Here is a 21,568-nt window from a genome sequence, read left to right on the forward strand (position 1 = left end):
ATGTCCGCTGTTGTGGTGACTTCGTGTTAATCTTACGTTACTACGGTTTCGACACGTCAGAAAAAGTCCTGAAGCGTGAATCCGCCGGATGTTTTAATCTTAGCGATGATTTCGACGACTCAAGAGAATAAATGACGTTTAAGCCATGAAACAAGCGATTTTCCAGCAAAGAGACGGGTTTTTACGGGCGTATTTAAAGTGATAATCATAAGATATCTGGTGCGGGAGACGCTCAAAAGCCAACTGGCGATCCTCTTCATCCTGCTGCTGATTTTTTTCTGTCAGAAGCTGGTTAAGATCCTCGGTGCGGCCGTTGACGGCGAAATTCCAACAAATCTGGTGCTTTCCCTGCTTGGTTTAGGGATCCCGGAAATGGCGCAGCTTATCCTGCCGCTAAGTCTTTTCCTTGGCCTGCTCATGACGCTTGGGAAACTCTATACCGAGAGTGAAATCACGGTGATGCATGCCTGTGGCCTGAGCAAAGCGGTCCTGGTGAAAGCCGCCATGATACTGGCGCTGTTCACGGGTATCGTTGCGGCGGTGAATGTGATGTGGGCGGGCCCCATGTCTTCCCGCCATCAGGACGAAGTGCTGGCCGAAGCGAAAGCCAACCCCGGTATGGCGGCGTTAGCCCAGGGGCAGTTCCAGCAGGCAACCGACGGAAACTCCGTGCTGTTTATTGAGAGCGTTGACGGCAGTAAATTCAACGATGTCTTCCTGGCGCAGTTGCGTCCTAAAGGTAACGCACGTCCTTCCGTGGTGGTGGCAGATTCCGGTCAGCTGGCTCAGCGCAAAGATGGTTCTCAGGTCGTGACGCTGAACAAAGGCACCCGTTTCGAAGGCACCGCGATGCTGCGTGACTTCCGCATTACGGATTTCCAGAACTATCAGGCCATTATCGGCCATCAGACGGTGTCGCTCGATCCAACGGATACCGAGCAAATGGACATGCGTACCCTCTGGAATACCGATACCAACCGAGCGCGCGCTGAGTTCCACTGGCGTATTACGCTCGTCTTCACCGTGTTTATGATGGCGCTGATTGTCGTTCCGCTGAGCGTGGTGAACCCGCGTCAGGGACGCGTGCTCTCTATGCTGCCGGCGATGCTGCTTTACCTGATCTATTTCCTGCTGCAAACCTCGATTCGCTCCAACGGCGCGAAGGGCAAGCTGGATCCCATGGTCTGGACGTGGTTCGTCAACAGCCTGTACATCTTACTGGCGCTGGGGTTAAACCTGTGGGATACGGTGCCTGTGCGCCGCATACGTGCCCGATTCTCGCGTAAAGGAGCCATCTAATGCAGGCGTTTGGCGTTCTTGATCGCTATATCGGTAAAACCATTTTTACCACCATCATGATGACGTTGTTCATGCTGGTGTCGCTCTCCGGCATTATCAAATTTGTCGATCAGCTGAAAAAAGCCGGGCAGGGGAGCTATGACGCGCTGGGCGCGGGGATGTATACCCTGCTCAGCGTGCCGAAAGATGTGCAGATCTTCTTCCCGATGGCGGCCCTGCTGGGGGCGCTGCTGGGGCTGGGTATGCTGGCGCAGCGCAGCGAGCTGGTCGTTATGCAGGCCTCGGGTTTTACCCGCATGCAGGTCGCGCTGTCGGTAATGAAAACCGCCATCCCACTGGTGCTGTTGACCATGGCGATTGGCGAGTGGGTCGCGCCGCAGGGCGAACAGATGGCGCGTAACTATCGTGCTCAGGCGATGTACGGCGGATCACTGCTCTCGACTCAGCAAGGTTTATGGGCGAAAGACGGTAAAAACTTTGTCTACATCGAACGGGTGAAGGGGAATGATGAACTGGGCGGAGTGAGCATCTACGCTTTCGATGACCAGCGCCGTCTGCAGTCCGTTCGCCACGCCTCTTCGGCGAAGTTTGACGCCGAACATAAGCAGTGGCGGTTGTCCCAGGTTGATGAATCTAACCTGACCGATCCGAAACAGATTACGGGTTCTCAGACGGTAACGGGTACGTGGAAAACCAACCTGACGCCCGATAAGCTCGGCGTCGTGGCGCTGGATCCTGACGCGCTCTCCATCAGTGGTTTGCACAACTATGTGAAATACCTGAAGTCGAGCGGACAGGATGCGGGACGCTATCAGCTCAACATGTGGAGCAAAATCTTCCAGCCGATGTCCGTGGCGGTAATGATGCTGATGGCGCTGTCGTTTATCTTCGGCCCGTTGCGCAGCGTGCCGATGGGGGTTCGCGTCGTGACCGGCATCAGCTTCGGCTTTGTGTTCTACGTGCTCGATCAGATCTTCGGTCCGCTGACGCTGGTTTATGGCATTCCGCCGATTATCGGTGCGCTGCTGCCAAGCGCCAGCTTCCTCCTGATCAGTCTCTGGCTGCTGTTGAAACGCTCCTGATTGACCTTACCTCGCTTCCGGTTACCCGGGAGCGAGGCTAATCTCCTGTTTCACCCCGCACTTTTTCTCACAACCTTCAACGTCCCGCCGCGAATTTGAGTATTATTGAGCGATAACGTCGTGAAGGGATCCTCTATGAAGCAAATTCGAATGCTTGCCCAGTATTACGTCGACCTGATGATGAAGCTTGGGCTGGTGCGTTTTTCCATGCTGCTTGCGCTGGCGCTGGTCGTTCTGGCGATTGTCGTGCAAATGGCGGTTACCATGGTTCTGCATGGTCAGGTCGAGAGTATCGACGTCATCCGCTCCATCTTCTTTGGCTTGCTCATTACGCCCTGGGCGGTCTATTTCCTTTCCGTAGTGGTTGAACAGCTGGAAGAGTCCCGTCAGCGTCTGTCTAAGCTGGTGGATAAACTGGAAGAGATGCGCGAGCGCGACCTGAAGCTCAACGTCCAGCTCAAAGACAACATTGCGCAGCTGAATCAGGAGATTTCAGATCGTGAGAAGGCGGAGGCCGAGCGTCAGGCCACCCTGGAGCAGCTGAAAATTGAAATGAAAGAGCGCGAGGTCACGCAGATCCAGCTTGAGCAGCAATCCTCCTTCCTGCGGTCGTTCCTGGATGCGTCGCCGGATCTGGTGTTCTACCGTAATGAAGATAAAGAATTTTCCGGCTGTAACCGGGCGATGGAGTTGCTTACCGGGAAAAGCGAGAAGCAGCTGATTCACCTGAAGCCGCAGGACGTTTACTCTGAAGAGGCGGCTGCCAAGGTCATGGAGACCGACGAAAAAGTCTTCCGTCATAACGTCTCGCTGACCTATGAACAGTGGCTGGATTACCCGGACGGACGCAAAGCCTGCTTTGAGATCCGTAAGGTGCCCTACTATGACCGCGTGGGCAAACGCCACGGCCTGATGGGCTTTGGCCGCGACATTACCGAGCGTAAGCGCTACCAGGATGCCCTTGAGCGTGCCAGCCGCGACAAGACCACTTTTATCTCCACCATCAGCCACGAGCTGCGTACGCCGCTCAACGGCATTGTCGGGCTGAGTCGTATTCTGCTGGATACCGACCTGACCGCAGAGCAGGAAAAATACCTCAAGACTATCCATGTCTCAGCGGTCACGCTGGGTAATATCTTCAATGATATTATTGATATGGATAAGATGGAGCGCCGTAAAGTTCAGCTTGATAACCAGCCGGTTGATTTCACCAGCTTCCTTGCCGATCTGGAAAACCTGTCCGGCCTGCAGGCGCAGCAGAAGGGCCTGAGTTTTGTTATGGAGCCCACCCTGCCGCTGCCGCATAAAGTGGTGACTGACGGCACGCGACTGCGCCAGATCCTGTGGAACCTGATCAGCAACGCGGTGAAATTCACCCAGAAGGGGCAGGTGGCGGTGCGTATCCGTTATGACGAAGGCGACATGCTGCACTTCGAGGTAGAGGACTCCGGAATTGGTATTCCGCAGGAGGAGCAGGACAAGATCTTTGCCATGTACTACCAGGTGAAAGACAGCAACGGCGGGAAACCGGCGACCGGAACAGGCATTGGCCTGGCGGTCTCTAAACGTCTGGCGAAGAGCATGGGCGGTGATATCACCGTAGCCAGCCAGCCGGGCAAAGGGTCAACCTTCACGCTGACGGTCCATGCACCAGCGGTGGCGGAAGAGGTAGAAGATACCTTTGAAAATGACGATATGCCGCTGCCTGCCCTGCACGTCCTGCTGGTGGAAGACATTGAGCTGAACGTGATCGTGGCGCGCTCGGTGCTGGAAAAACTGGGCAACAGCGTGGATGTCGCGATGACCGGCAAAGCCGCGCTGGAGATGTTTAAACCCGGCGAATACGATCTTGTTCTGCTGGATATTCAATTACCGGATATGACCGGGCTGGATATCTCGCGCGAGTTGACGCGTCAGTACGCGGCCGACGAACTGCCGCCGCTGGTTGCCCTGACGGCGAACGTGCTGAAAGATAAAAAAGAGTATCTCGATGCCGGTATGGATGATGTACTCAGCAAGCCGCTGGCGGTGCCTGCTCTGACCGCTATGATCAAAAAGTTCTGGGATACCCATGATGAAGAGGAGAGCACCATGACGTCTGTTGATAGCGCAAAAGCCCAAACGATACTCGATACCGCGATGCTGGAGCAGTATATCGATCTGGTGGGGCCGAAACTGATTACCGACGGTCTGGCCGTGTTCGAAAAAATGATGCCGGGCTATCTGAGCGTGCTGGAATCCAACCTGACGGCCCGTGACCAGAAGGGGATCGTGGAAGAAGGACATAAAATCAAAGGTGCAGCCGGCTCTGTTGGTTTACGCCACCTGCAGCAGCTGGGGCAACAGATTCAGTCGCCTGATTTACCTGCATGGGAAGATAACGTGGGTGATTGGGTTGAAGAGATGAAGCAAGAGTGGCAAAACGATGTGGCGGTGCTTAAAGCCTGGGTTGACACCAGAAAAAAATGACCCCGGATTAACCGGGGTGCGCGAATACTGCGCCAACACCAGGGAAATCGTGGCTGCGCCTGTTTTTAAACGTTATTTTCGAAAGGGCGCTGCCTGAAAAATTTAGGCCGCACGCAGATAAGATAGCAAATCTTAAATGGTTTGTTACATGAATCAGTGAAATGTGTGAAGCATAGCGTTTTAATCAAAATTATTAATGTGCTTCAGCAAGTTGCAGAAAAGGATTGTCATGATGAAAAAGATTGGTGTCGTGCTCAGCGGATGTGGTGTTTACGATGGTTCTGAGATACACGAAGCCGTCATTACGCTGCTGGCCCTGGCTAAGCAGGGAGCAGAGGTGATTTGTTTTGCGCCAGACAAAAATCAGGCGGATGTGATTAACCATCTGACCGGTGAACCAATGGCGGAAACCCGTAACGTGCTGATTGAAGCCGCACGTATTGCGCGAGGTGACATCCATCCTCTTATTCAGGCAGACGCCGCAGAGCTTGATGCGCTCATTGTGCCGGGTGGATTTGGCGCGGCCAAAAATCTCAGTACCTTTGCCGCGCAGGGCGCGGAGTGTCAGATCGATCCTCATCTCAAAGCGCTGTCGCAGGCCATGCATGCGGCAGGGAAACCGCTGGGCTTTATCTGTATCGCACCGGCGATGTTGCCTAAGATTTTTGATTTCCCGCTGCGCCTGACCATCGGGACGGATATTGATACCGCGGAGATCGTCGAGGAAATGGGGGGCGAACACGTTCCGTGCCCGGTGGATGACATTGTGGTTGATGAAGATAATAAAATTGTCACCACGCCGGCCTATATGCTGGCGCAGAATATTGCAGAAGCGGCCACGGGAATCGAAAAGCTGGTCGCCCGCGTGCTGGTGCTGGCTGAATGAGTCGTCAATCCGGCGCAGGTGCGTGGGTAAAACGTACTTTATTGCGCATCGTTCTGGTGCTGGCGGTGTTTTGGGGCGGTGGACTCGCCCTGTTCAGCATTATGCCGGTCCCGTTCTCCGCCGTGATGGTTGAGCGTCAGCTCGGTGCGTGGCTCAGCGGTGATTTCGGCTATGTCGCCCATTCTGACTGGGTAAGCATGGACGAGATCTCGCCGTTCATGGGGCTGGCGGTCATCGCAGCGGAGGACCAGAAATTCCCGGAGCACTGGGGATTCGATGTGGCCGCGATTGAGAAGGCGCTGGCGCATAACGAACGTCATGAAAACCGCGTGCGCGGCGCGTCAACGTTGTCGCAGCAGACGGCCAAAAATCTGTTTCTGTGGGACGGCCGCAGCTGGGTGCGAAAGGGGCTGGAAGCAGGATTAACCCTGGGCATGGAAACGGTCTGGAGCAAAAAGCGCATTCTGACCGTGTATCTCAACGTTGCCGAGTTTGGCGACGGGATATTTGGTGTCGAAGCTGCATCACAACGCTATTTTAATAAACCCGCCAGCAAGCTGAGCATGTCGGAGGCGGCGCTGCTCGCGGCTGTTCTGCCTAATCCCATCCGTTTTAAAGCCAGTGCCCCATCAGGCTACGTGCGTAGCCGTCAGGCGTGGATCATGCGCCAGATGCGTCAGTTGGGAGGAGAAGGGTTTATGGAGAGCAACAAACTTATGTAGGGCGGGTAAGCGCAGCGCCACCCGCCTGAAGGGCAGAGACCTTAATCTTCGTCAAACCCCGCGTTAAACAGCGCAATCACCGCCGCCAGCGCTTCCTCTTCCTGGGGGCCGGTGGCTTCGACTTCAATCTGACGCCCTTTGGCGGAATCCAGCATCAGCAGCGCGATCACGCTGTTCGCTTCCGCTTCGGTACCTTCGTCATTCCGCAGCAGAACTTCTGCATCGAAACCCTGCATCAGCTCAAACAGCTTCATCGCCGGGCGCGCATGCATGCCCAGCTTATTGGTGATCTCAACGGTCTGTTTTACGGTCATGTTTTACGTTTTTCCAGCGTGCGATGACGGGACTGAACGTTCTTCCCGCGCGAGCGGAAATAGTCGGCCAGCTGTTCGGCGATATAAACCGAACGATGTTTACCGCCGGTACAGCCAATCGCTACCGTCAGGTAGCTACGATTGTTTGTCTCCAGCATAGGTAACCATAGCTCAAGGTAGCTTCGCGTCTGGTAGATAAAATTGTGAACTTCTGTGTGCCTGTCGAGGAAGGCCGCGACGGGTTTATCCAGACCGGTCATAGGACGCAGTTTCGGATCCCAGTGCGGGTTCGGCAGGAAGCGCACGTCGAAAACATAATCCGCATCGATCGGGATACCGTGCTTGAAGCCAAAGGATTCGAACACCATCGTCAGTTCGCGCTCGCGTTTACCCAACAACCGGGTACGCAGCATTTCAGCCAGCTCGTGAACGGACATCTCAGAGGTGTCGACAATCAGGTCGGCACGAGAACGCAGCGGCTCCAGCAGATCGCTCTCTTCATCGATAGCACTCTCCAGAGAGAGGTTCTTACTGGAAAGCGGGTGCAAACGACGGGTATCGCTGTAGCGGCGGATCAGGGTATTACGGTCTGCATCAAGGAACAGCAGCTGCGGCGAGAACGCATCGGGCAGGTTACTCATGGCCTGTTCGAAGATCTCTGGCGATTCAGGCATGTTACGAACGTCGATACTGACGGCGGCCGAGGTTTGTCTCTCCGCCAGCGTACGGGCCAGTTCGGGCAATAACACGACCGGCAGGTTATCGACGCAGTAAAAACCCATGTCTTCCAGCGCGCGCAGAGCAACGGATTTCCCCGACCCTGAACGGCCACTGACAATCATCAGCACCATGTTCCGTTTCTCCTCAGGACAACAGATGTGAAGGCCATCTCCTGGTTATGCATCATCCTGATTGCCTTCTGCTTCAGTGATAATTTGATAGAGCTCTTCATCACTTTGAGCCGAGCGCAGTCGACGGCAAATGGTTTTGTCAGCCAGACGCTTGGCGACCAGCGACAGCGTATGCAGATGGGTTTTCGTCTGGTCAGCAGGCACCAGCAGCGCGAAGAGGAGATCGACGGGCTGGTTATCAATGGCATCGAAGGCGATCGGTGTTTCAAGCTGCACAAACACACCGACGGCACGCAGGGTATCCTCTTCCAGTTTGCCATGCGGGATCGCGATGCCGTTGCCGATACCGGTACTGCCCATCTTTTCACGGGTCAGAATCGCTTCGAACACCACCTGCGGCGGCAGGCCCAGCTGTTTTGCGGCCAGTTCACTGATGATCTCCAGCGCACGTTTTTTGCTCTGGCAGTGAACCGCACTGCGGGTACATTCCTGGTTAAGGACATTGCTCAGTTGAAGAGCGGAATCGTTGTTCATCATAATTTCACCTAAGCGCTAACTGTACAAATGGCCTGTTGTGTTTCACAACAGGCCGTCCTGCACCCGTTAACTGCCCGGACAATTAGTGTTGTTTCAGTTTATCTTTATGTTTATTGAGCTGTCGCGCAAGCTTATCAATCAAGCCGTCGATAGCAGCGTACATGTCTTGCCCTTCCGCACTGGCATGCAGTTCCCCCGTTAACATGCAGGGTGGCATCCGAGATATGAGTCACTTTCTCCACTTTCAACACAATATAGACCTGATTGATCCTTTCGAAATACTGCTCGAGTTTTGCAAACTTCGTGTTCACAAAGTCGCGTAAAGCCTCAGTAATTTCGACGTTTTGTCCAGTGATGTTGAGCTGCATAGTGTCTTCCTTATCGGTTGTGTCAGACCAGCTGTTTACGCTGGTTGGACGGCGGAATGGATAAAGACTCTCGATACTTCGCAACAGTACGACGTGCCACCATAATACCCTGATCGGACAGCATGGTGGTTAACTTACTGTCGCTTAGCGGCTTCGCGGGGTTCTCCGCGGCGATCAACTTCTTCACCAGGGCACGGATGGCCGTGGACGACGCTTCGCCGCCGCCCTCGGTATTCACATGGCTGGAGAAGAAATACTTAAGCTCAAAAATACCGCGTGGACTGTGCAGATACTTCTGCGTGGTGACACGGGAAATGGTTGATTCATGCATCTCGACGGCCTGGGCGATATCCGCCAGTACCATCGGTTTCATATACTCTTCACCCTGCTCAAAGAACGCCTGCTGCTGTTCCACAATGCAGCGGCTGACGCGTAGCAGCGTATCATTTCGGCTCTCCAGACTTTTGATCAGCCATCGCGCTTCCTGCAAATTGCTACGAATATATTGATTGTCGGAGTCGTTACGCACGCTGGTGCACATGGAGGCATACTGCTGGTTGATTTGCAGGCGAGGGATACTGTCAGAGTTCAGTTCAACGACCCAGCGGCCGTTATTTTTTCTGACCAGCACATCCGGGATCACGTACTCGGGTTCGCTGGTCTGGATCGACTGACCGGGGCGCGGATCGAGCGACTGGATCAGATTCACCGCTTCTTTCAGCACCTCTTCTTTCAGGCGCGTGACGCGCATCAGAGTGCGGAAATCGTGGTTCGCCAGCAGATCCAGGTGATCGCTGATGATTAGGCGCGCCTCGTCGAGCCATGGCGTCTCTTTGCTGAACTGAGAAAGCTGGATCAGCAGGCAGTCGCGCAGATCTTTTGCGGCTACGCCTACCGGATCGAAACGCTGGATGCGCTTCAGAACAGCTTCAACTTCCTCAAGCTCAATCTCGTCGTCGCCCATGCTTTCCAGAATATCGTCCAGCGTGACGGTCAAATAGCCAGTGTCGTCAACGGCATCGACAATTGACGTGGCAATCGCGCGGTCGGTATCGGAGAAGGGGGTGAGTTCCACCTGCCACATCAGGTAATCCTGCAGCGACTGGGTGGTTTCTCCCTGATAGACCGGTAGCTCATCGTCCTGGTAGTCTGCACGCGTACCGGAAGGGGTGCCGGCGGTGTAGATTTCATCCCAGCTGGCATCCAGCGGAAGCTCGTCGGGCATCTCTTTTTGTTCGAGTGCATCCGCGGTATCGAGCGCTTCTGTATCCTGCGATTGCTGGGTATCTACCTCGTCATGAAGATCGGTTTGTTCCAGCAGGGGGTTGCTGTCCAGCGCCTGCTGGAGCTCCTGCTGAAGTTCTAACGTGGACAGTTGCAACAGGCGAATTGCCTGCTGTAGCTGCGGCGTCATCGCCAGTTGTTGGCTGAGCCTTAATTGCAAACCTTGCTTCATGTTCAGAGCATTTTTCTCCGGTTCGGCGTTACGTTACCTCTACCCTATCAGAGTCTGAAGTCTTCCCCAAGATAGACGCGCTTAACATGATCGTCTTCGAGGATCTGCTGCGGCGTACCGTGGGCGATCAGATTGCCCTGGCTCACAATATAGGCGCGTTCACACACGGCCAGCGTTTCACGCACGTTGTGGTCGGTGATCAGTACGCCAAGCCCGCTGTCGCGCAGGTGTTCAATGATACGTTTGATGTCGATAACGGAGATCGGGTCAACGCCCGCAAACGGTTCATCCAGCAGGATAAATTTCGGGTTTGCGGCCAGCGCACGCGCAATCTCAACACGACGGCGTTCGCCCCCGGAGAGTGCCTGACCGAGGCTGTCGCGCAGATGCTCGATGTGGAACTCTTCCATCAGCTCGTTGGCACGATCCTGACGCTGTTCGTTGGTCAGATCGTTACGAATTTGCAGGACCGCCATCAGGTTGTCGTAAACGCTGAGACGACGGAAAATGGAGGCTTCCTGCGGCAGATAGCCGATCCCGCGACGCGCGCGCGCGTGGAGCGGCAGAAGGCTGATGTCTTCATCGTCAATGATAATGTTGCCGGCATCGCGCGGCACAATACCCACGACCATGTAGAAGGTTGTCGTTTTACCCGCACCATTCGGGCCAAGCAGCCCGACGATTTCGCCGGAGTTAACGGTCAGACTGACATCTTCTACGACACGGCGGCCCTTATAGGCCTTCGCGAGATTTTTTGCAGTTAATGTTGCCATAACGAATTAGTTACTCTTCTTCTGTGCCGGGGCCTGGCCCTTGCCTTTATCCTGCAGCTGCGACGGAACCAGAACGGTGGTGACGCGTTTGCCTTTCTCGCTGGAGGCCTGCATTTTTTGCTCTTTAACCAGATAGGTAATCTGGTCGCCGGTAATGTTACTGTCCAGCTGTTCCAGATAGGCATTGCCGGTCAGGATGACCAGGTCCTTCGCCAGCTCATAGTGCATGTGCGTGGCGCGGCCTTTCACCGGCTTGCCGTTGTCCTGCATCTGGTAGAAGGTCGCCGGATTACCATAGCCATCGATAATCTCTTTGCCCTGCTCGCCACCCGGACGGGTCACGACCACTTTGTCGGCGTTGATTTTGATGGTGCCCTGGGTCATGACGACGTTACCCGTGAAGGTGACGACGTTACCCTGCATATCGAGAGACTGGGTGTCGGACTCGATATGGATCGGCTGGTCGGTATCGCCCGTTACAGCAAGCGCGGGGAGACTGGTCGCCAGCATCGCGCTGGCGATAATTACTTTAAGGCTGAGTTTGTTTGTTTTGAATTTCATAGGAGGTTCTAACCTTTTCAATCAGCTCGGCGTTCTTGCTGCGTAAGTTCCCGCGCATTCTCAAACCGCTGGAATTAAATGTTGTGCCATACAGTGTGACCAGATCCTGCGACGTCACGTCCTGGGTTACCAGGTTGATCTGGGCATTATCCGTCGTAATTTTTCGCAGTTGCGAGTCGGCGGTCAGGGCGTTGACTTCAACGTGACCATACAGATAAAGCATACGGTCATTTGTCAGTTTTGCCCGATCTGACTTAATTGACCACGTCGGCACTTTGTCCTTATCAAAGGTGGTCATGACAGGCTGGGTAAACCACGAAATACCGTCATCTGAAAAATATTCAACATGCTGGGCAATCAGGCGATAGTTCAGCGCGCCTTCCGGGCTGTAGACCACGGTGTCGCTGTGATCGCTTTTATAGGTTGGATCGTTATTGTTGATCACTTCCGTTTGCGTATCGTCGCGATCGGCAAGGTTCACGCCAATCAATACCAGTGCGACAAGCGAAAGCAAAATGATAATCCAACGTCTGGTTTTACTCATATCGATTGCCCTTTGGCCTCATCAAGCTTGCCCTGCGCCAGCAGAAGCAGATCGCAGACTTCACGGACAGCGCCGCGGCCACCGTTGATGTGGGTAACGTAGTCGGCACGCGGAATCAGCAGCGGATGCGCATCGGCAACGGCGATGCTCAGCCCAACTTCAGCCATCACGGGCCAGTCAATCAGGTCGTCCCCGACGTAAGCCACGTTTTCCGGCGCGATAGCCAGTTTACCCAGTAAATCATTGAACGCCGCCATCTTATCGGATTGACCCTGATACAGATGGGTAATACCTAAGGTTTCACAGCGGTCTTCTACCAGTTTAGCGTTTCGCCCGGTGATGATCGCCACCTCAATCCCCGAGGTGAGCGCACAGCGGATACCGTAGCCATCGCGAACGTTAAACGCCTTCAGCTCTTCACCATTATTGCCCATGTAAATCAGGCCGTCGGAGAGGACCCCATCCACATCCAGGATCAGCAGACGAATGTTTTCCGCCTTTGCCATCATCTGTGTACTGACCGGCCCATAACAGGTTGCAAGGGATGCACCCGCATTACTCATTGTCTTATCCTTCATTACACTACGCCTGCGCGCAGCAGATCATGCATATGTACCACACCCAGCAACTGGTCGCCATCGGCAACCATAACGGAGGTGATATGGCGGGACTGCATCAGGTTCAGCACGTCCACGGCCAGCGTACCCGGACGCACGCGGATGCCGCCGGGCGTCATCACATCGGCAATACCGAGCGTGCGGACATCGACACCCATATCGAACACGCGACGCAGGTCGCCATCGGTGAAGATCCCCTGAATTTTCATCAGATCGTCGCACACGACCGTCATCCCCAGATTCTTGCGGGTGATTTCCAGCAGCGCATCACGCAGGGAGGCTTCTTTACTGACGTGAGGGATCTCATCCCCGGTGTGCATAATATCGTTTACCCGCAGCAGGAGCTTGCGCCCCAGCGCGCCGCCCGGGTGGGACAGCGCGAAATCTTCCGGCGTAAAGCCACGGGCTTCCAGCAGCGCCACGGCAAGCGCATCGCCCATAACCAGTGCCGCGGTGGTGCTGGAGGTCGGAGCCAGGCCGAGCGGACAGGCCTCCTTGGGAACCTTCACGCACAGATGAATATCGGCTGCGCGCGCCATGCTGCTTTCCGGACGGCTGGTCATGCAAATCAGCGGGACCTGCAGTCGCTTCAGTACCGGGATCAGCGCCAGGATTTCATTGGACTCACCGGAGTTGGAGAGCGCGATGACGATATCCTGCGGCGTGACCATACCCAGGTCCCCGTGCGCGGCTTCCCCCGGGTGGACAAAGAAGGACGAGGTGCCGGTACTGGCAAAGGTTGCCGCCATTTTGCGTCCAATGTGGCCGGACTTGCCCATCCCCATCACCACGACTTTGCCGGCACAGTAGAATATCTTCTCACATGCCAGACTAAAATCCTGATTTATGTACTGATCTAACTGCGCCAGACCTTCACGTTCAATCTCCAGAACGTCTTTGCCTGCTTTCTGAAAGTCAAAACCCGGCTGCAATTCTATTTGCGACATAATGCGTTTCCGTTTACCCAGAGAGAAGAGGCGAGAGCCAGTACAGCATCGCCATCCATACGATAAATCCACCCGTCAGCAGCGCGCCTGCGCCTTTACCGATCTGTCGTTGCCGCCGCCAGCAGAGCAGGGCAAAAATCACGCTGACCAGCAACATCACGCCGTAATCACGTGAGAACGCCAGGGGATTAAAGGGCCCTGGCGAAATCAGGGCCGGCAGGCCCATCACAATGGCGATATTAAAAATGTTAGAGCCGATGATATTACCAATGGCAATGTCATCCTCACCTTTACGGGCCCCCGCAATGGCGGTGGCCAGCTCCGGCAGGCTGGTGCCGATGGCAATCACCGTCAGGCCAATGGTCAGCTCGCTGATGGCAAAATAGTTCGCCAGCACCGTCGCGTTATCCACGACCATGCGCGTTGCCATCGGCATGATGATCAGCGCGACGCCCAGCCAGAGCAGGGCAACAGGCAGCGTGCCTTCTCGTGGAAGCTCGGCGACCTGCTCACGCGTGAGGCTATCCTGACCCTGCTTTTCAGCCTGACGGGCGATTTTAACACTATACAGCAGCCAAATAACGGCCAGAGCCAGCAAGAAAATGCCGTCGCTGTAGCTCAGTACGCCATCGTAAAATACGCACCCTGCCAGCAGGCTTACGAGTAACATTAGCGGCAATTCACGGCGCAGAACATCAGAATGCACGCGAAATGGATGGAGCAGCGCGGCCAGGCCTAAAATCAATAAAATATTGACGATGTTAGAGCCAATCGCGGTGCCGACTGCCAGGTCTACCTGGCCATGCAGCGATGCCGAGACAGAGACGATGATTTCAGGAAGTGACGTTCCTACGCTGACCACGGTCATCCCGATGACGACAGGCGGTACGCCACTCAGGCGACACAGGATAGATGCAGCAAACACTAAACGGTCAGCACTGTAGACCACCAACAGTAAACCAATTATTAACAGTGCTGTTGCTAAAAGCATCAAAAGTCCTTTCTTCAGGTATACTCGTCGGTCCATTGCTCGGGAATGGCTGGACTGCATACAGTCTGAGGCGTAACGAATTCCTAATTTTGACTTTATGCGCCGGAAAAGTAAAACAAATGCCAGCTTTCGCTAACCTCTACGGTTATTATTCTGTAAAAATGCTGAGTTTAGGGCTGATTCAGGCTACATGCCTTAACGTGAGCAGGATAAGAAAGGAACCATAAATGAGCCAAACTATGGCGAATTTAGTCGATGTCCGCGGGGTGAGTTTTTCTCGCGCCAACAGATTGATATTTGATGATATTTCGTTGACCGTGCCGCGTGGCAAGATCACTGCCATCATGGGGCCGTCCGGGATCGGTAAAACGACCCTGCTTCGCCTTATTGGCGGGCAGATCCCACCGGATAGCGGTGAGATCCTCTTTGATGGCGAAAACATCCCGGAGATGTCACGCTCGCGCCTGTATACTGTTCGCAAACGCATGAGCATGCTCTTTCAGTCGGGGGCCTTGTTCACCGACATGAACGTCTTTGATAACGTGGCCTATCCGCTGCGCGAGCATACCAGCCTGCCGCCTGCGCTGCTGAAAAGCACGGTGATGATGAAGCTTGAAGCCGTCGGGCTGCGGGGCGCCGCGAAACTGATGCCTTCGGAGCTGTCCGGCGGGATGGCGCGTCGTGCCGCGCTGGCGCGCGCCATCGCACTAGAACCTGATTTAATCATGTTCGACGAACCGTTTGTCGGGCAGGATCCCATCACGATGGGCGTGCTGGTGAAGCTCATCTCTGAACTGAATAGCGCGCTTGGCGTCACCTGCATTGTAGTGTCTCACGATGTACCTGAAGTGCTGAGCATTGCCGATTACGCCTACATCGTAGCGGACAAAAAGATCGTCGCACACGGTAGCGCCCAGGCGCTGCAGGAAAATTGCGATCCACGCGTGCGGCAGTTCCTTGACGGTATTGCCGATGGCCCTGTGCCGTTCCGCTACCCGGCGGGCGACTATCGTGACGATTTACTGGGAATAGGGAGTTAAGCCACTCATGCTGTTAAATGCGTTGGCCGCTCTCGGACACCGTGGCATAAAAACCATCAGGACGTTCGGGCGTGCCGGATTGATGTTATTCAACGCGCTGGTCGGCAAGCCGGAATTCCGTAAACACGCGCCGCTATTGGTGCGCCAGCTTTATAATGTCGGCGTGCTGTCGATGCTCATCATCATTGTCTCCGGTCTGTTTATCGGGATGGTGCTGGGTCTGCAGGGCTACCTGGTGCTGACAACCTACAGTGCGGAAACCAGCCTCGGGATGCTGGTGGCGCTCTCGCTGCTGCGTGAACTGGGGCCCGTTGTGGCGGCGCTGTTGTTCGCCGGTCGCGCGGGGTCAGCCTTAACCGCTGAAATTGGCCTGATGCGCGCGACCGAGCAGCTCTCCAGCATGGAGATGATGGCGGTCGATCCGCTGCGTCGCGTGATTTCGCCGCGTTTCTGGGCGGGGGTTATCTCTTTACCGCTGCTGACGATACTGTTTGTCGCCGTGGGTATCTGGGGCGGTTCGCTGGTTGGCGTGCACTGGAAAGGCATTGACGCCGGTTTCTTCTGGTCTGCCATGCAGGACGCCATTGACCTGCGAATGGATCTGGTTAACTGCCTGATTAAGAGCGTGGTATTTGCCATTACGGTTACCTGGATTGCATTGTTTAATGGTTACGATGCGATTCCGACGTCGGCGGGCATTAGCCGCGCTACTACACGTACAGTCGTTCATTCGTCGCTGGCCGTACTGGGTCTGGATTTTGTGCTCACCGCACTGATGTTTGGGAATTGAGTTCATGCAAACGAGAAAAAATGAAATTTGGGTCGGTGTATTCCTGCTGCTGGCGCTGCTGGCCGCGTTGTTTATCTGCCTGAGAGCGGCAGATATCACGTCTGTGCGCACCGAGCCGACGTATCGCATCTATGCCACCTTCGATAACATCGGCGGGCTGAAGGCGCGTTCACCGGTCCGTATTGGCGGCGTGGTGATCGGCCGCGTATCTGACATTACGCTGGATGAGAAGACCTATCTGCCGCGCGTCGCGATGGATATCGAAGAGCGTTACAACCATATTCCGGACACCAGCTCCCTGTCTATCCGGACTTCCGGTCTGCTGGGCGAACAATATCTGGCGCTTAACGTCGGTTTTGAAGACCCCGAGCTGGGAACGACTATCCTTAAGGACGGGAGCGTGATCCAGGACACCAAGTCCGCCATGGTGCTGGAAGATATGATTGGTCAGTTCCTTTACAACAGTAAAGGGGATGATAAAAAGTCTGACAATGCCCCTGCGCAGAGTGAAGACCATACCAATGCCGCGCCGACCCCAGGTGCTGCGAATTAATATCAGGAGAAGTCATTCATGTTTAAACGACTGTTAATGGTTGCCATGCTGGTCATCGCCCCTCTCACCGCGGTCCACGCGGCGGATCAGAGTAACCCGTACAAACTGATGGACGAGGCCGCGAAGAAAACCTTCGATCGTCTTAAAAACGAGCAGCCTAAGATTCGTGCTAATCCTGATTACCTGCGTGACGTGGTTGACCAGGAGCTGCTGCCGTATGTGCAGATCAAATATGCAGGAGCGCTGGTGCTGGGCCGCTATTACAAAGACGCGACCCCGGCGCAGCGTGAGGCCTATTTTGCCGCTTTCCGTGAATACCTGAAGCAGGCTTATGGTCAGGCGCTGGCGATGTACCACGGTCAGACCTATCAGATCGCCCCTGAGCAGCCGCTGGGTGATGCGACCATCGTCCCTATTCGCGTAACGATCAACGATCCTAACGGCCGTCCGCCGGTGCGTCTGGATTTCCAGTGGCGTAAAAACAGCCAGACCGGCCACTGGCAGGCGTATGACATGATCGCCGAAGGCGTAAGCATGATCACCACCAAACAGAACGAGTGGAGCGACCTGCTGCGCACCAAGGGGATTGATGGCTTGACCGCGCAGCTGCAGTCCATTGCTCGTCAGAAAATCACGCTGGACGAGAAGAAGTAATGTCACAGCAACTCAGCTGGTCGCGTGAAGGCGAGACGTTAAAGCTGTCCGGTGAGCTGGATCAGGATCTGCTGAACCCCTTATGGGATAAACGCCATGAGGCCATGCAGGGCGTGACGCTCATTGACTTAACTGACGTCACGCGGGTGGATACGGCAGGCGTTGCGCTGCTTGCCCATCTGGTTGCGGTAGGGAAAAAGCAGGGGGCGAGCGTCACGCTTCGCGGCGCGAGCGAGAATGTCGTGACCCTTGCGCAGCTCTACAATCTCCCTCAGGACGTATTGCCTCGTTAATATTTTCAGTGCGTTACTTCCGAAAGCCCTGACAGTTTCATCGTCGGGGCTTTTTGCTTGTTTAAGACGACGCCACTTTGCTCTAAGATGTTGGGCTTGTTTTCACTATCAGATGATTAAGAACCCATGGAAAATCATGAAATCCAGACAGTGCTGATGAATGCACTCTCCCTTCAGGAAGCCCACGTCACTGGCGATGGCAGTCACTTCCAGGTTATTGCTGTGGGTGAGATGTTCGACGGTATGAGCCGTGTGAAGAAACAGCAGGCTGTGTACGCGCCGCTGATGGAATATATTGCGGATAACCGCATCCACGCCCTGTCGATTAAAGCGTTCACCCCGCAAGAGTGGGCACGCGATCGCAAACTAAACGGTTTTTGAGCTGAGGGCGACAGGCCCGCAGCACGGTTGAATTTATAAGAGAGCACACAATGGATAAATTTCGTGTACAGGGGCCAACGCGTCTCCAGGGCGAAGTCACAATTTCTGGCGCGAAAAACGCCGCGCTGCCCATCCTCTTTGCTGCGCTGCTCGCGGAAGAGCCGGTAGAGATTCAGAACGTACCGAAGCTGAAAGATATCGACACCACCATGAAGCTGCTCACTCAGTTGGGCACGAAAGTCGAGCGTAACGGTTCCGTCTGGATCGATGCCAGCAAGGTAAACAACTTCTCTGCCCCTTACGATCTGGTGAAAACCATGCGTGCTTCCATCTGGGCGCTTGGCCCGCTGGTGGCGCGTTTCGGTCAGGGTCAGGTTTCGCTGCCGGGCGGCTGCGCCATCGGTGCGCGTCCAGTTGACCTGCACATCTTTGGTCTGGAAAAACTGGGCGCAGAGATCAAGCTGGAAGAAGGCTACGTTAAAGCGTCCGTCAATGGTCGTCTGAAAGGCGCGCACATTGTTATGGACAAAGTGAGCGTAGGCGCAACGGTAACCATTATGTCTGCGGCAACGCTGGCAGAAGGGACCACTATCATCGAAAACGCCGCGCGCGAACCGGAAATTGTGGATACCGCTAACTTCCTCGTGGCACTGGGCGCGAAGATCTCCGGTCAGGGTACCGACCGTATCACCATCGAAGGCGTTGAGCGTCTGGGCGGGGGTGTCTATCGCGTACTGCCGGACCGTATCGAAACCGGTACCTTCCTGGTCGCTGCCGCGATCTCTGGCGGGAAGATTGTTTGTCGCAACGCACAGCCTGATACGCTGGATGCGGTGCTGGCGAAACTGCGTGATGCCGGAGCGGATATCGAAATCGGTGAAGACTGGATCAGCCTCGATATGCATGGACAGCGTCCAAAAGCGGTCAATGTGCGTACGGCGCCACACCCGGCGTTCCCAACGGACATGCAGGCGCAGTTCACCTTGTTGAACCTGGTCGCCGAAGGGACTGGCTTCATCACTGAAACCATTTTCGAGAACCGCTTTATGCACGTACCGGAGCTGATCCGTATGGGTGCACGTGCTGAGATCGAAAGTAATACCGTGATTTGCCATGGCGTTGAGACACTGTCCGGCGCTCAGGTGATGGCAACCGATCTGCGTGCGTCTGCCAGCCTGGTGTTGGCGGGTTGTATCGCGGAAGGTACAACGATCGTGGATCGTATTTATCACATCGATCGTGGCTATGAGCGTATCGAAGATAAACTGCGCGCGCTGGGTGCCAATATCGAGCGTGTGAAGGGCGAGTAATCGTTCCGGCAGCCCCCTGCCAGACATGACCGGGGGGTTGCTGTTCCTGTCAAAAAACGCGTTATTCCTGCGGTTCTTTTTTTACTTTTCTCTGGCGAATCATGCGCGATCTGTCGATAAATTCATGGGTAACGGGATCGTGGTAGCGCGAAGGCCAAATCACCCACGGATGCGTATCCAGCGCCGTCGCGATAATTAATTCTCCTTTTGGCCAGGGGCGGGTGAGGGCGTTTGCCAGAGTTGAAGAACTCAGTCCATGGCGGCGGGACTCTGCTGCCAGTGAAGTGCCTCTTTTGCGCAGTGCGGCAATAATATCAGCCGTGTGCCAGTCGATAAATTTCGTATCCATAACGCCGTCCTTAAGTTCGGATTCACCTACGCCGTTTCTTCTGAAACGACGGGTTTACTATACCCATTTCGAACTCTTGTTCTAAAAAGTTCGCGTTACTTGAAGGAATATTCAGAATAAGACACGGCTTTATTCATGCGGTCTCTAAACCGATGAATTTACGTGAATGCGGAATTTACGGGTGTGTACTGGAATCTCCCCGCCAGGAACGCGGGGAGAGAAAGCAAGATTAACGGTCGCGCTGAACGGCGATGTGGGCAAGGCCAATCAGTGCCTCGCGCCATGGGCTGTCGGGAATGACCTGGAGTGCTTCGATGGCTTTGTCGGCTTCTTCTTCCGCACGCTGACGCGTCCATTCCAGCGAGCCGCAGATCGCCATGGTTTCCAGCACGGGTTCCAGAAGATGGCGACCATTTCCCTGCTCAATCGCTTCACGGATCATTTTCGCCTGATCTGCCGTTCCGTTACGCATGGCGTGGAGCAGCGGCAGGGTCGGTTTGCCTTCGTTCAGGTCATCGCCAACGTTTTTGCCGAGCGTTTCGCCGTCCGCACTGTAGTCCAGCAGATCGTCAATCAGCTGGAAGGCTGTGCCCAGATAGCGGCCATAGTCCTGCAGGCCTTTTTCCTGTGCTTCGGTACAGCCAGCCAAAATGCCGGAACACTGGGCCGCCGCTTCAAACAGACGCGCGGTTTTGCTGTAGATGACGCGCATGTAGTTTTCTTCGGTGATGTCCGGGTCGTTGACGTTCATCAGCTGCAGCACTTCGCCTTCAGCGATGACGTTAACGGCTTCAGACATTACTTCCAGCACTTTCAGGGAACCCAGGCTGGTCATCATCTGGAAGGCGCGGGTATAGATAAAATCCCCCACCAGGACGCTGGCGGCGTTCCCGAACGCGGCGTTAGCCGTGGCTTTGCCACGACGCATATCCGATTCATCCACCACATCGTCGTGCAGAAGCGTCGCCGTGTGGATAAATTCGATGAGCGCTGCGATAGTGATGTGAGCATTTCCCTGATAACCAACGGCTCTGGCAGCCAGAATGGCAATCATCGGACGAATGCGTTTACCGCCGCCGCTGACAATGTAATAGCCCAACTGATTGATCAGCTGAACGTCAGAGTTGAGTTGCTCCAGGATTGCTGCATTCACACCCGCCATATCTTGCGCGGTTAACTCGTTGATTTTTTCTAAATTCATCGCAAAAGCCGGGCTTTTTATCCTGTTGATCCCATCTTCAATGGGGTAACGAAGGGTTTCGGTTTATCAATAGTAGTGCTGATTGTACTGAAAAAACGGCTCAGATAAACGTTACCGTACGTGTTGTGTTTTTTTTCTTCATGTATTGACGGTAGCACTTGTCAAAGGCTCGCGTTTTGCGTAATATTCGCGCCCTATTGTGAATATTTATAGCGCACTCTGATTCATACGAGGACGTGCGCGGAAGCGGAGTTTATATGTACGCGGTTTTCCAAAGTGGTGGTAAACAACACCGAGTAAGCGAAGGTCAGACCGTTCGCCTGGAAAAGCTGGACATCGCAACTGGCGAATCTGTTGAATTCGCAGAAGTTCTGATGATCGCAAACGGTGAAGAAGTCAAAATCGGCGTTCCTTTCGTTGATGGCGGCGTTATCAAAGCTGAAGTTGTTGCACACGGTCGTGGCGAGAAAGTTAAAATCGTTAAGTTTCGTCGTCGTAAGCACTACCGTAAGCAGCAGGGCCACCGTCAGTGGTTCACTGATGTGAAAATTACTGGCATCAGCGCCTAAGACCTGAGGAG

The 21,568-nt window shown here is 54.7% G+C and carries 25 protein-coding genes and 1 pseudogene; 13 read left to right on the forward strand and 13 right to left on the reverse strand.

Annotation, left to right across the window (positions count from 1 at the left end; genetic code table 11):
• The first annotated feature begins 198 nt into the window (after positions 1–198).
• From lptF to mtgA, 5 genes are all read left to right on the forward strand, one after another.
• Positions 199–1,299, forward strand: coding sequence for an LPS export ABC transporter permease LptF (gene lptF / locus ACMGGE_RS19255; RefSeq protein ID WP_045910115.1), 1,101 nt, complete (start codon positions 199–201; stop codon positions 1,297–1,299).
• Positions 1,299–2,381, forward strand: coding sequence for an LPS export ABC transporter permease LptG (gene lptG / locus ACMGGE_RS19260; RefSeq protein ID WP_045910114.1), 1,083 nt, complete (start codon positions 1,299–1,301; stop codon positions 2,379–2,381). Before lptF ends, lptG begins: the two co-directional genes overlap by 1 nt.
• A 135-nt stretch (positions 2,382–2,516) precedes the next feature.
• Positions 2,517–4,850 (forward strand): aerobic respiration two-component sensor histidine kinase ArcB, encoded by a 2,334-nt coding sequence (gene arcB, locus ACMGGE_RS19265; protein WP_045910113.1) that lies wholly within the window; start codon positions 2,517–2,519, stop codon positions 4,848–4,850.
• Between the two features lie 232 nt (positions 4,851–5,082).
• Positions 5,083–5,736, forward strand: a complete 654-nt coding sequence (gene elbB, locus ACMGGE_RS19270) for an isoprenoid biosynthesis glyoxalase ElbB (protein ID WP_048029292.1) — start codon at positions 5,083–5,085, stop codon at positions 5,734–5,736.
• Positions 5,733–6,458, forward strand: coding sequence for a monofunctional biosynthetic peptidoglycan transglycosylase (gene mtgA, locus ACMGGE_RS19275; RefSeq protein WP_420294058.1), 726 nt, complete (start codon positions 5,733–5,735; stop codon positions 6,456–6,458). Before elbB ends, mtgA begins: the two co-directional genes overlap by 4 nt.
• 41 nt (positions 6,459–6,499) lie before the next feature.
• Here the strand turns inward: mtgA and npr are convergent, their stop codons facing one another.
• From npr to ACMGGE_RS19330, 11 genes and pseudogenes are all read right to left on the reverse strand, one after another.
• A complete protein-coding gene (gene npr / locus ACMGGE_RS19280) occupies positions 6,500–6,772 on the reverse strand; it encodes a PTS phosphocarrier protein NPr (protein WP_003861872.1) in 273 nt (90 codons plus the stop codon).
• Entirely contained in the window at positions 6,769–7,623 is an 855-nt protein-coding gene (gene rapZ / locus ACMGGE_RS19285) for an RNase adapter RapZ (RefSeq protein ID WP_045910110.1), read from the reverse strand. Before rapZ ends, npr begins: the two co-directional genes overlap by 4 nt.
• 45 nt (positions 7,624–7,668) lie before the next feature.
• The gene (ptsN, locus tag ACMGGE_RS19290; protein ID WP_008501443.1) at positions 7,669–8,160 is read right to left on the reverse strand and encodes a PTS IIA-like nitrogen regulatory protein PtsN; all 492 of its coding nucleotides are present in this window, start codon (positions 8,158–8,160) and stop codon (positions 7,669–7,671) included.
• Positions 8,161–8,242: 82 nt separating this feature from the next.
• A pseudogene (gene hpf / locus ACMGGE_RS19295) lies at positions 8,243–8,528 on the reverse strand (ribosome hibernation promoting factor).
• A gap of 22 nt (positions 8,529–8,550) precedes the next feature.
• A complete protein-coding gene (rpoN, locus tag ACMGGE_RS19300; protein ID WP_048225120.1) occupies positions 8,551–9,984 on the reverse strand; it encodes an RNA polymerase factor sigma-54 in 1,434 nt (477 codons plus the stop codon).
• 47 nt (positions 9,985–10,031) lie between these two features.
• Positions 10,032–10,757: an LPS export ABC transporter ATP-binding protein gene (gene lptB, locus ACMGGE_RS19305; RefSeq protein ID WP_008501446.1), complete on the reverse strand. Its 726-nt coding sequence runs from the start codon at positions 10,755–10,757 to the stop codon at positions 10,032–10,034.
• A gap of 6 nt (positions 10,758–10,763) precedes the next feature.
• Entirely contained in the window at positions 10,764–11,318 is a 555-nt protein-coding gene (gene lptA, locus ACMGGE_RS19310; RefSeq protein WP_020883526.1) for a lipopolysaccharide ABC transporter substrate-binding protein LptA, read from the reverse strand.
• Positions 11,287–11,862, reverse strand: a complete 576-nt coding sequence (gene lptC, locus ACMGGE_RS19315) for an LPS export ABC transporter periplasmic protein LptC (protein WP_024906353.1) — start codon at positions 11,860–11,862, stop codon at positions 11,287–11,289. The genes lptA and lptC overlap by 32 nt, the downstream gene beginning before the upstream one ends.
• Positions 11,859–12,425: a 3-deoxy-manno-octulosonate-8-phosphatase KdsC gene (gene kdsC / locus ACMGGE_RS19320; RefSeq protein WP_008501449.1), complete on the reverse strand. Its 567-nt coding sequence runs from the start codon at positions 12,423–12,425 to the stop codon at positions 11,859–11,861. The genes lptC and kdsC overlap by 4 nt, the downstream gene beginning before the upstream one ends.
• 14 nt (positions 12,426–12,439) lie before the next feature.
• Entirely contained in the window at positions 12,440–13,426 is a 987-nt protein-coding gene (gene kdsD, locus ACMGGE_RS19325; protein ID WP_008501450.1) for an arabinose-5-phosphate isomerase KdsD, read from the reverse strand.
• Positions 13,427–13,439: 13 nt separating this feature from the next.
• Positions 13,440–14,417, reverse strand: coding sequence for a calcium/sodium antiporter (locus tag ACMGGE_RS19330; RefSeq protein WP_045334591.1), 978 nt, complete (start codon positions 14,415–14,417; stop codon positions 13,440–13,442).
• A gap of 227 nt (positions 14,418–14,644) precedes the next feature.
• On the opposite strand from ACMGGE_RS19330, the gene mlaF reads away from it, so the two are divergent.
• The 7 genes from mlaF (at position 14,645) to murA (ending at position 19,438) form a co-directional block, all read left to right on the forward strand.
• Positions 14,645–15,457, forward strand: a complete 813-nt coding sequence (gene mlaF / locus ACMGGE_RS19335) for a phospholipid ABC transporter ATP-binding protein MlaF (RefSeq protein ID WP_008501452.1) — start codon at positions 14,645–14,647, stop codon at positions 15,455–15,457.
• A 7-nt stretch (positions 15,458–15,464) separates the two neighbouring features.
• Positions 15,465–16,247, forward strand: a complete 783-nt coding sequence (gene mlaE / locus ACMGGE_RS19340; RefSeq protein ID WP_010436044.1) for a lipid asymmetry maintenance ABC transporter permease subunit MlaE — start codon at positions 15,465–15,467, stop codon at positions 16,245–16,247.
• 4 nt (positions 16,248–16,251) lie between these two features.
• Entirely contained in the window at positions 16,252–16,800 is a 549-nt protein-coding gene (mlaD, locus tag ACMGGE_RS19345) for an outer membrane lipid asymmetry maintenance protein MlaD (protein ID WP_008501455.1), read from the forward strand.
• An 18-nt stretch (positions 16,801–16,818) separates the two neighbouring features.
• Positions 16,819–17,454 (forward strand): phospholipid-binding protein MlaC, encoded by a 636-nt coding sequence (mlaC, locus tag ACMGGE_RS19350; RefSeq protein WP_045910107.1) that lies wholly within the window; start codon positions 16,819–16,821, stop codon positions 17,452–17,454.
• Positions 17,454–17,747: a lipid asymmetry maintenance protein MlaB gene (gene mlaB / locus ACMGGE_RS19355; protein WP_048028841.1), complete on the forward strand. Its 294-nt coding sequence runs from the start codon at positions 17,454–17,456 to the stop codon at positions 17,745–17,747. The genes mlaC and mlaB overlap by 1 nt, the downstream gene beginning before the upstream one ends.
• 126 nt (positions 17,748–17,873) lie before the next feature.
• Positions 17,874–18,128, forward strand: a complete 255-nt coding sequence (gene ibaG, locus ACMGGE_RS19360; protein ID WP_008501458.1) for a BolA family iron metabolism protein IbaG — start codon at positions 17,874–17,876, stop codon at positions 18,126–18,128.
• A 50-nt stretch (positions 18,129–18,178) separates the two neighbouring features.
• The gene (gene murA, locus ACMGGE_RS19365; protein ID WP_045910105.1) at positions 18,179–19,438 is read left to right on the forward strand and encodes a UDP-N-acetylglucosamine 1-carboxyvinyltransferase; all 1,260 of its coding nucleotides are present in this window, start codon (positions 18,179–18,181) and stop codon (positions 19,436–19,438) included.
• A 61-nt stretch (positions 19,439–19,499) separates the two neighbouring features.
• Here murA and sfsB read toward each other — a convergent pair whose 3' ends face one another.
• A complete protein-coding gene (gene sfsB, locus ACMGGE_RS19370) occupies positions 19,500–19,787 on the reverse strand; it encodes a DNA-binding transcriptional regulator SfsB (protein WP_048028843.1) in 288 nt (95 codons plus the stop codon).
• A 229-nt stretch (positions 19,788–20,016) separates the two neighbouring features.
• A complete protein-coding gene (gene ispB, locus ACMGGE_RS19375; RefSeq protein ID WP_008501461.1) occupies positions 20,017–20,988 on the reverse strand; it encodes an octaprenyl diphosphate synthase in 972 nt (323 codons plus the stop codon).
• A 257-nt stretch (positions 20,989–21,245) separates the two neighbouring features.
• Here ispB and rplU point away from each other — a divergent pair, with 257 nt between their 5' ends.
• Complete coding sequence (gene rplU, locus ACMGGE_RS19380) at positions 21,246–21,557, forward strand: 50S ribosomal protein L21 (protein WP_003025032.1); 312 nt, start codon at positions 21,246–21,248, stop codon at positions 21,555–21,557.
• The last annotated feature ends 11 nt before the right edge of the window (positions 21,558–21,568 follow it).

This window comes from Enterobacter sp. BNK-22, from assembly GCF_048684805.1.
Classification (GTDB): Bacteria; Pseudomonadota; Gammaproteobacteria; order Enterobacterales; family Enterobacteriaceae; genus Enterobacter; species Enterobacter quasiroggenkampii.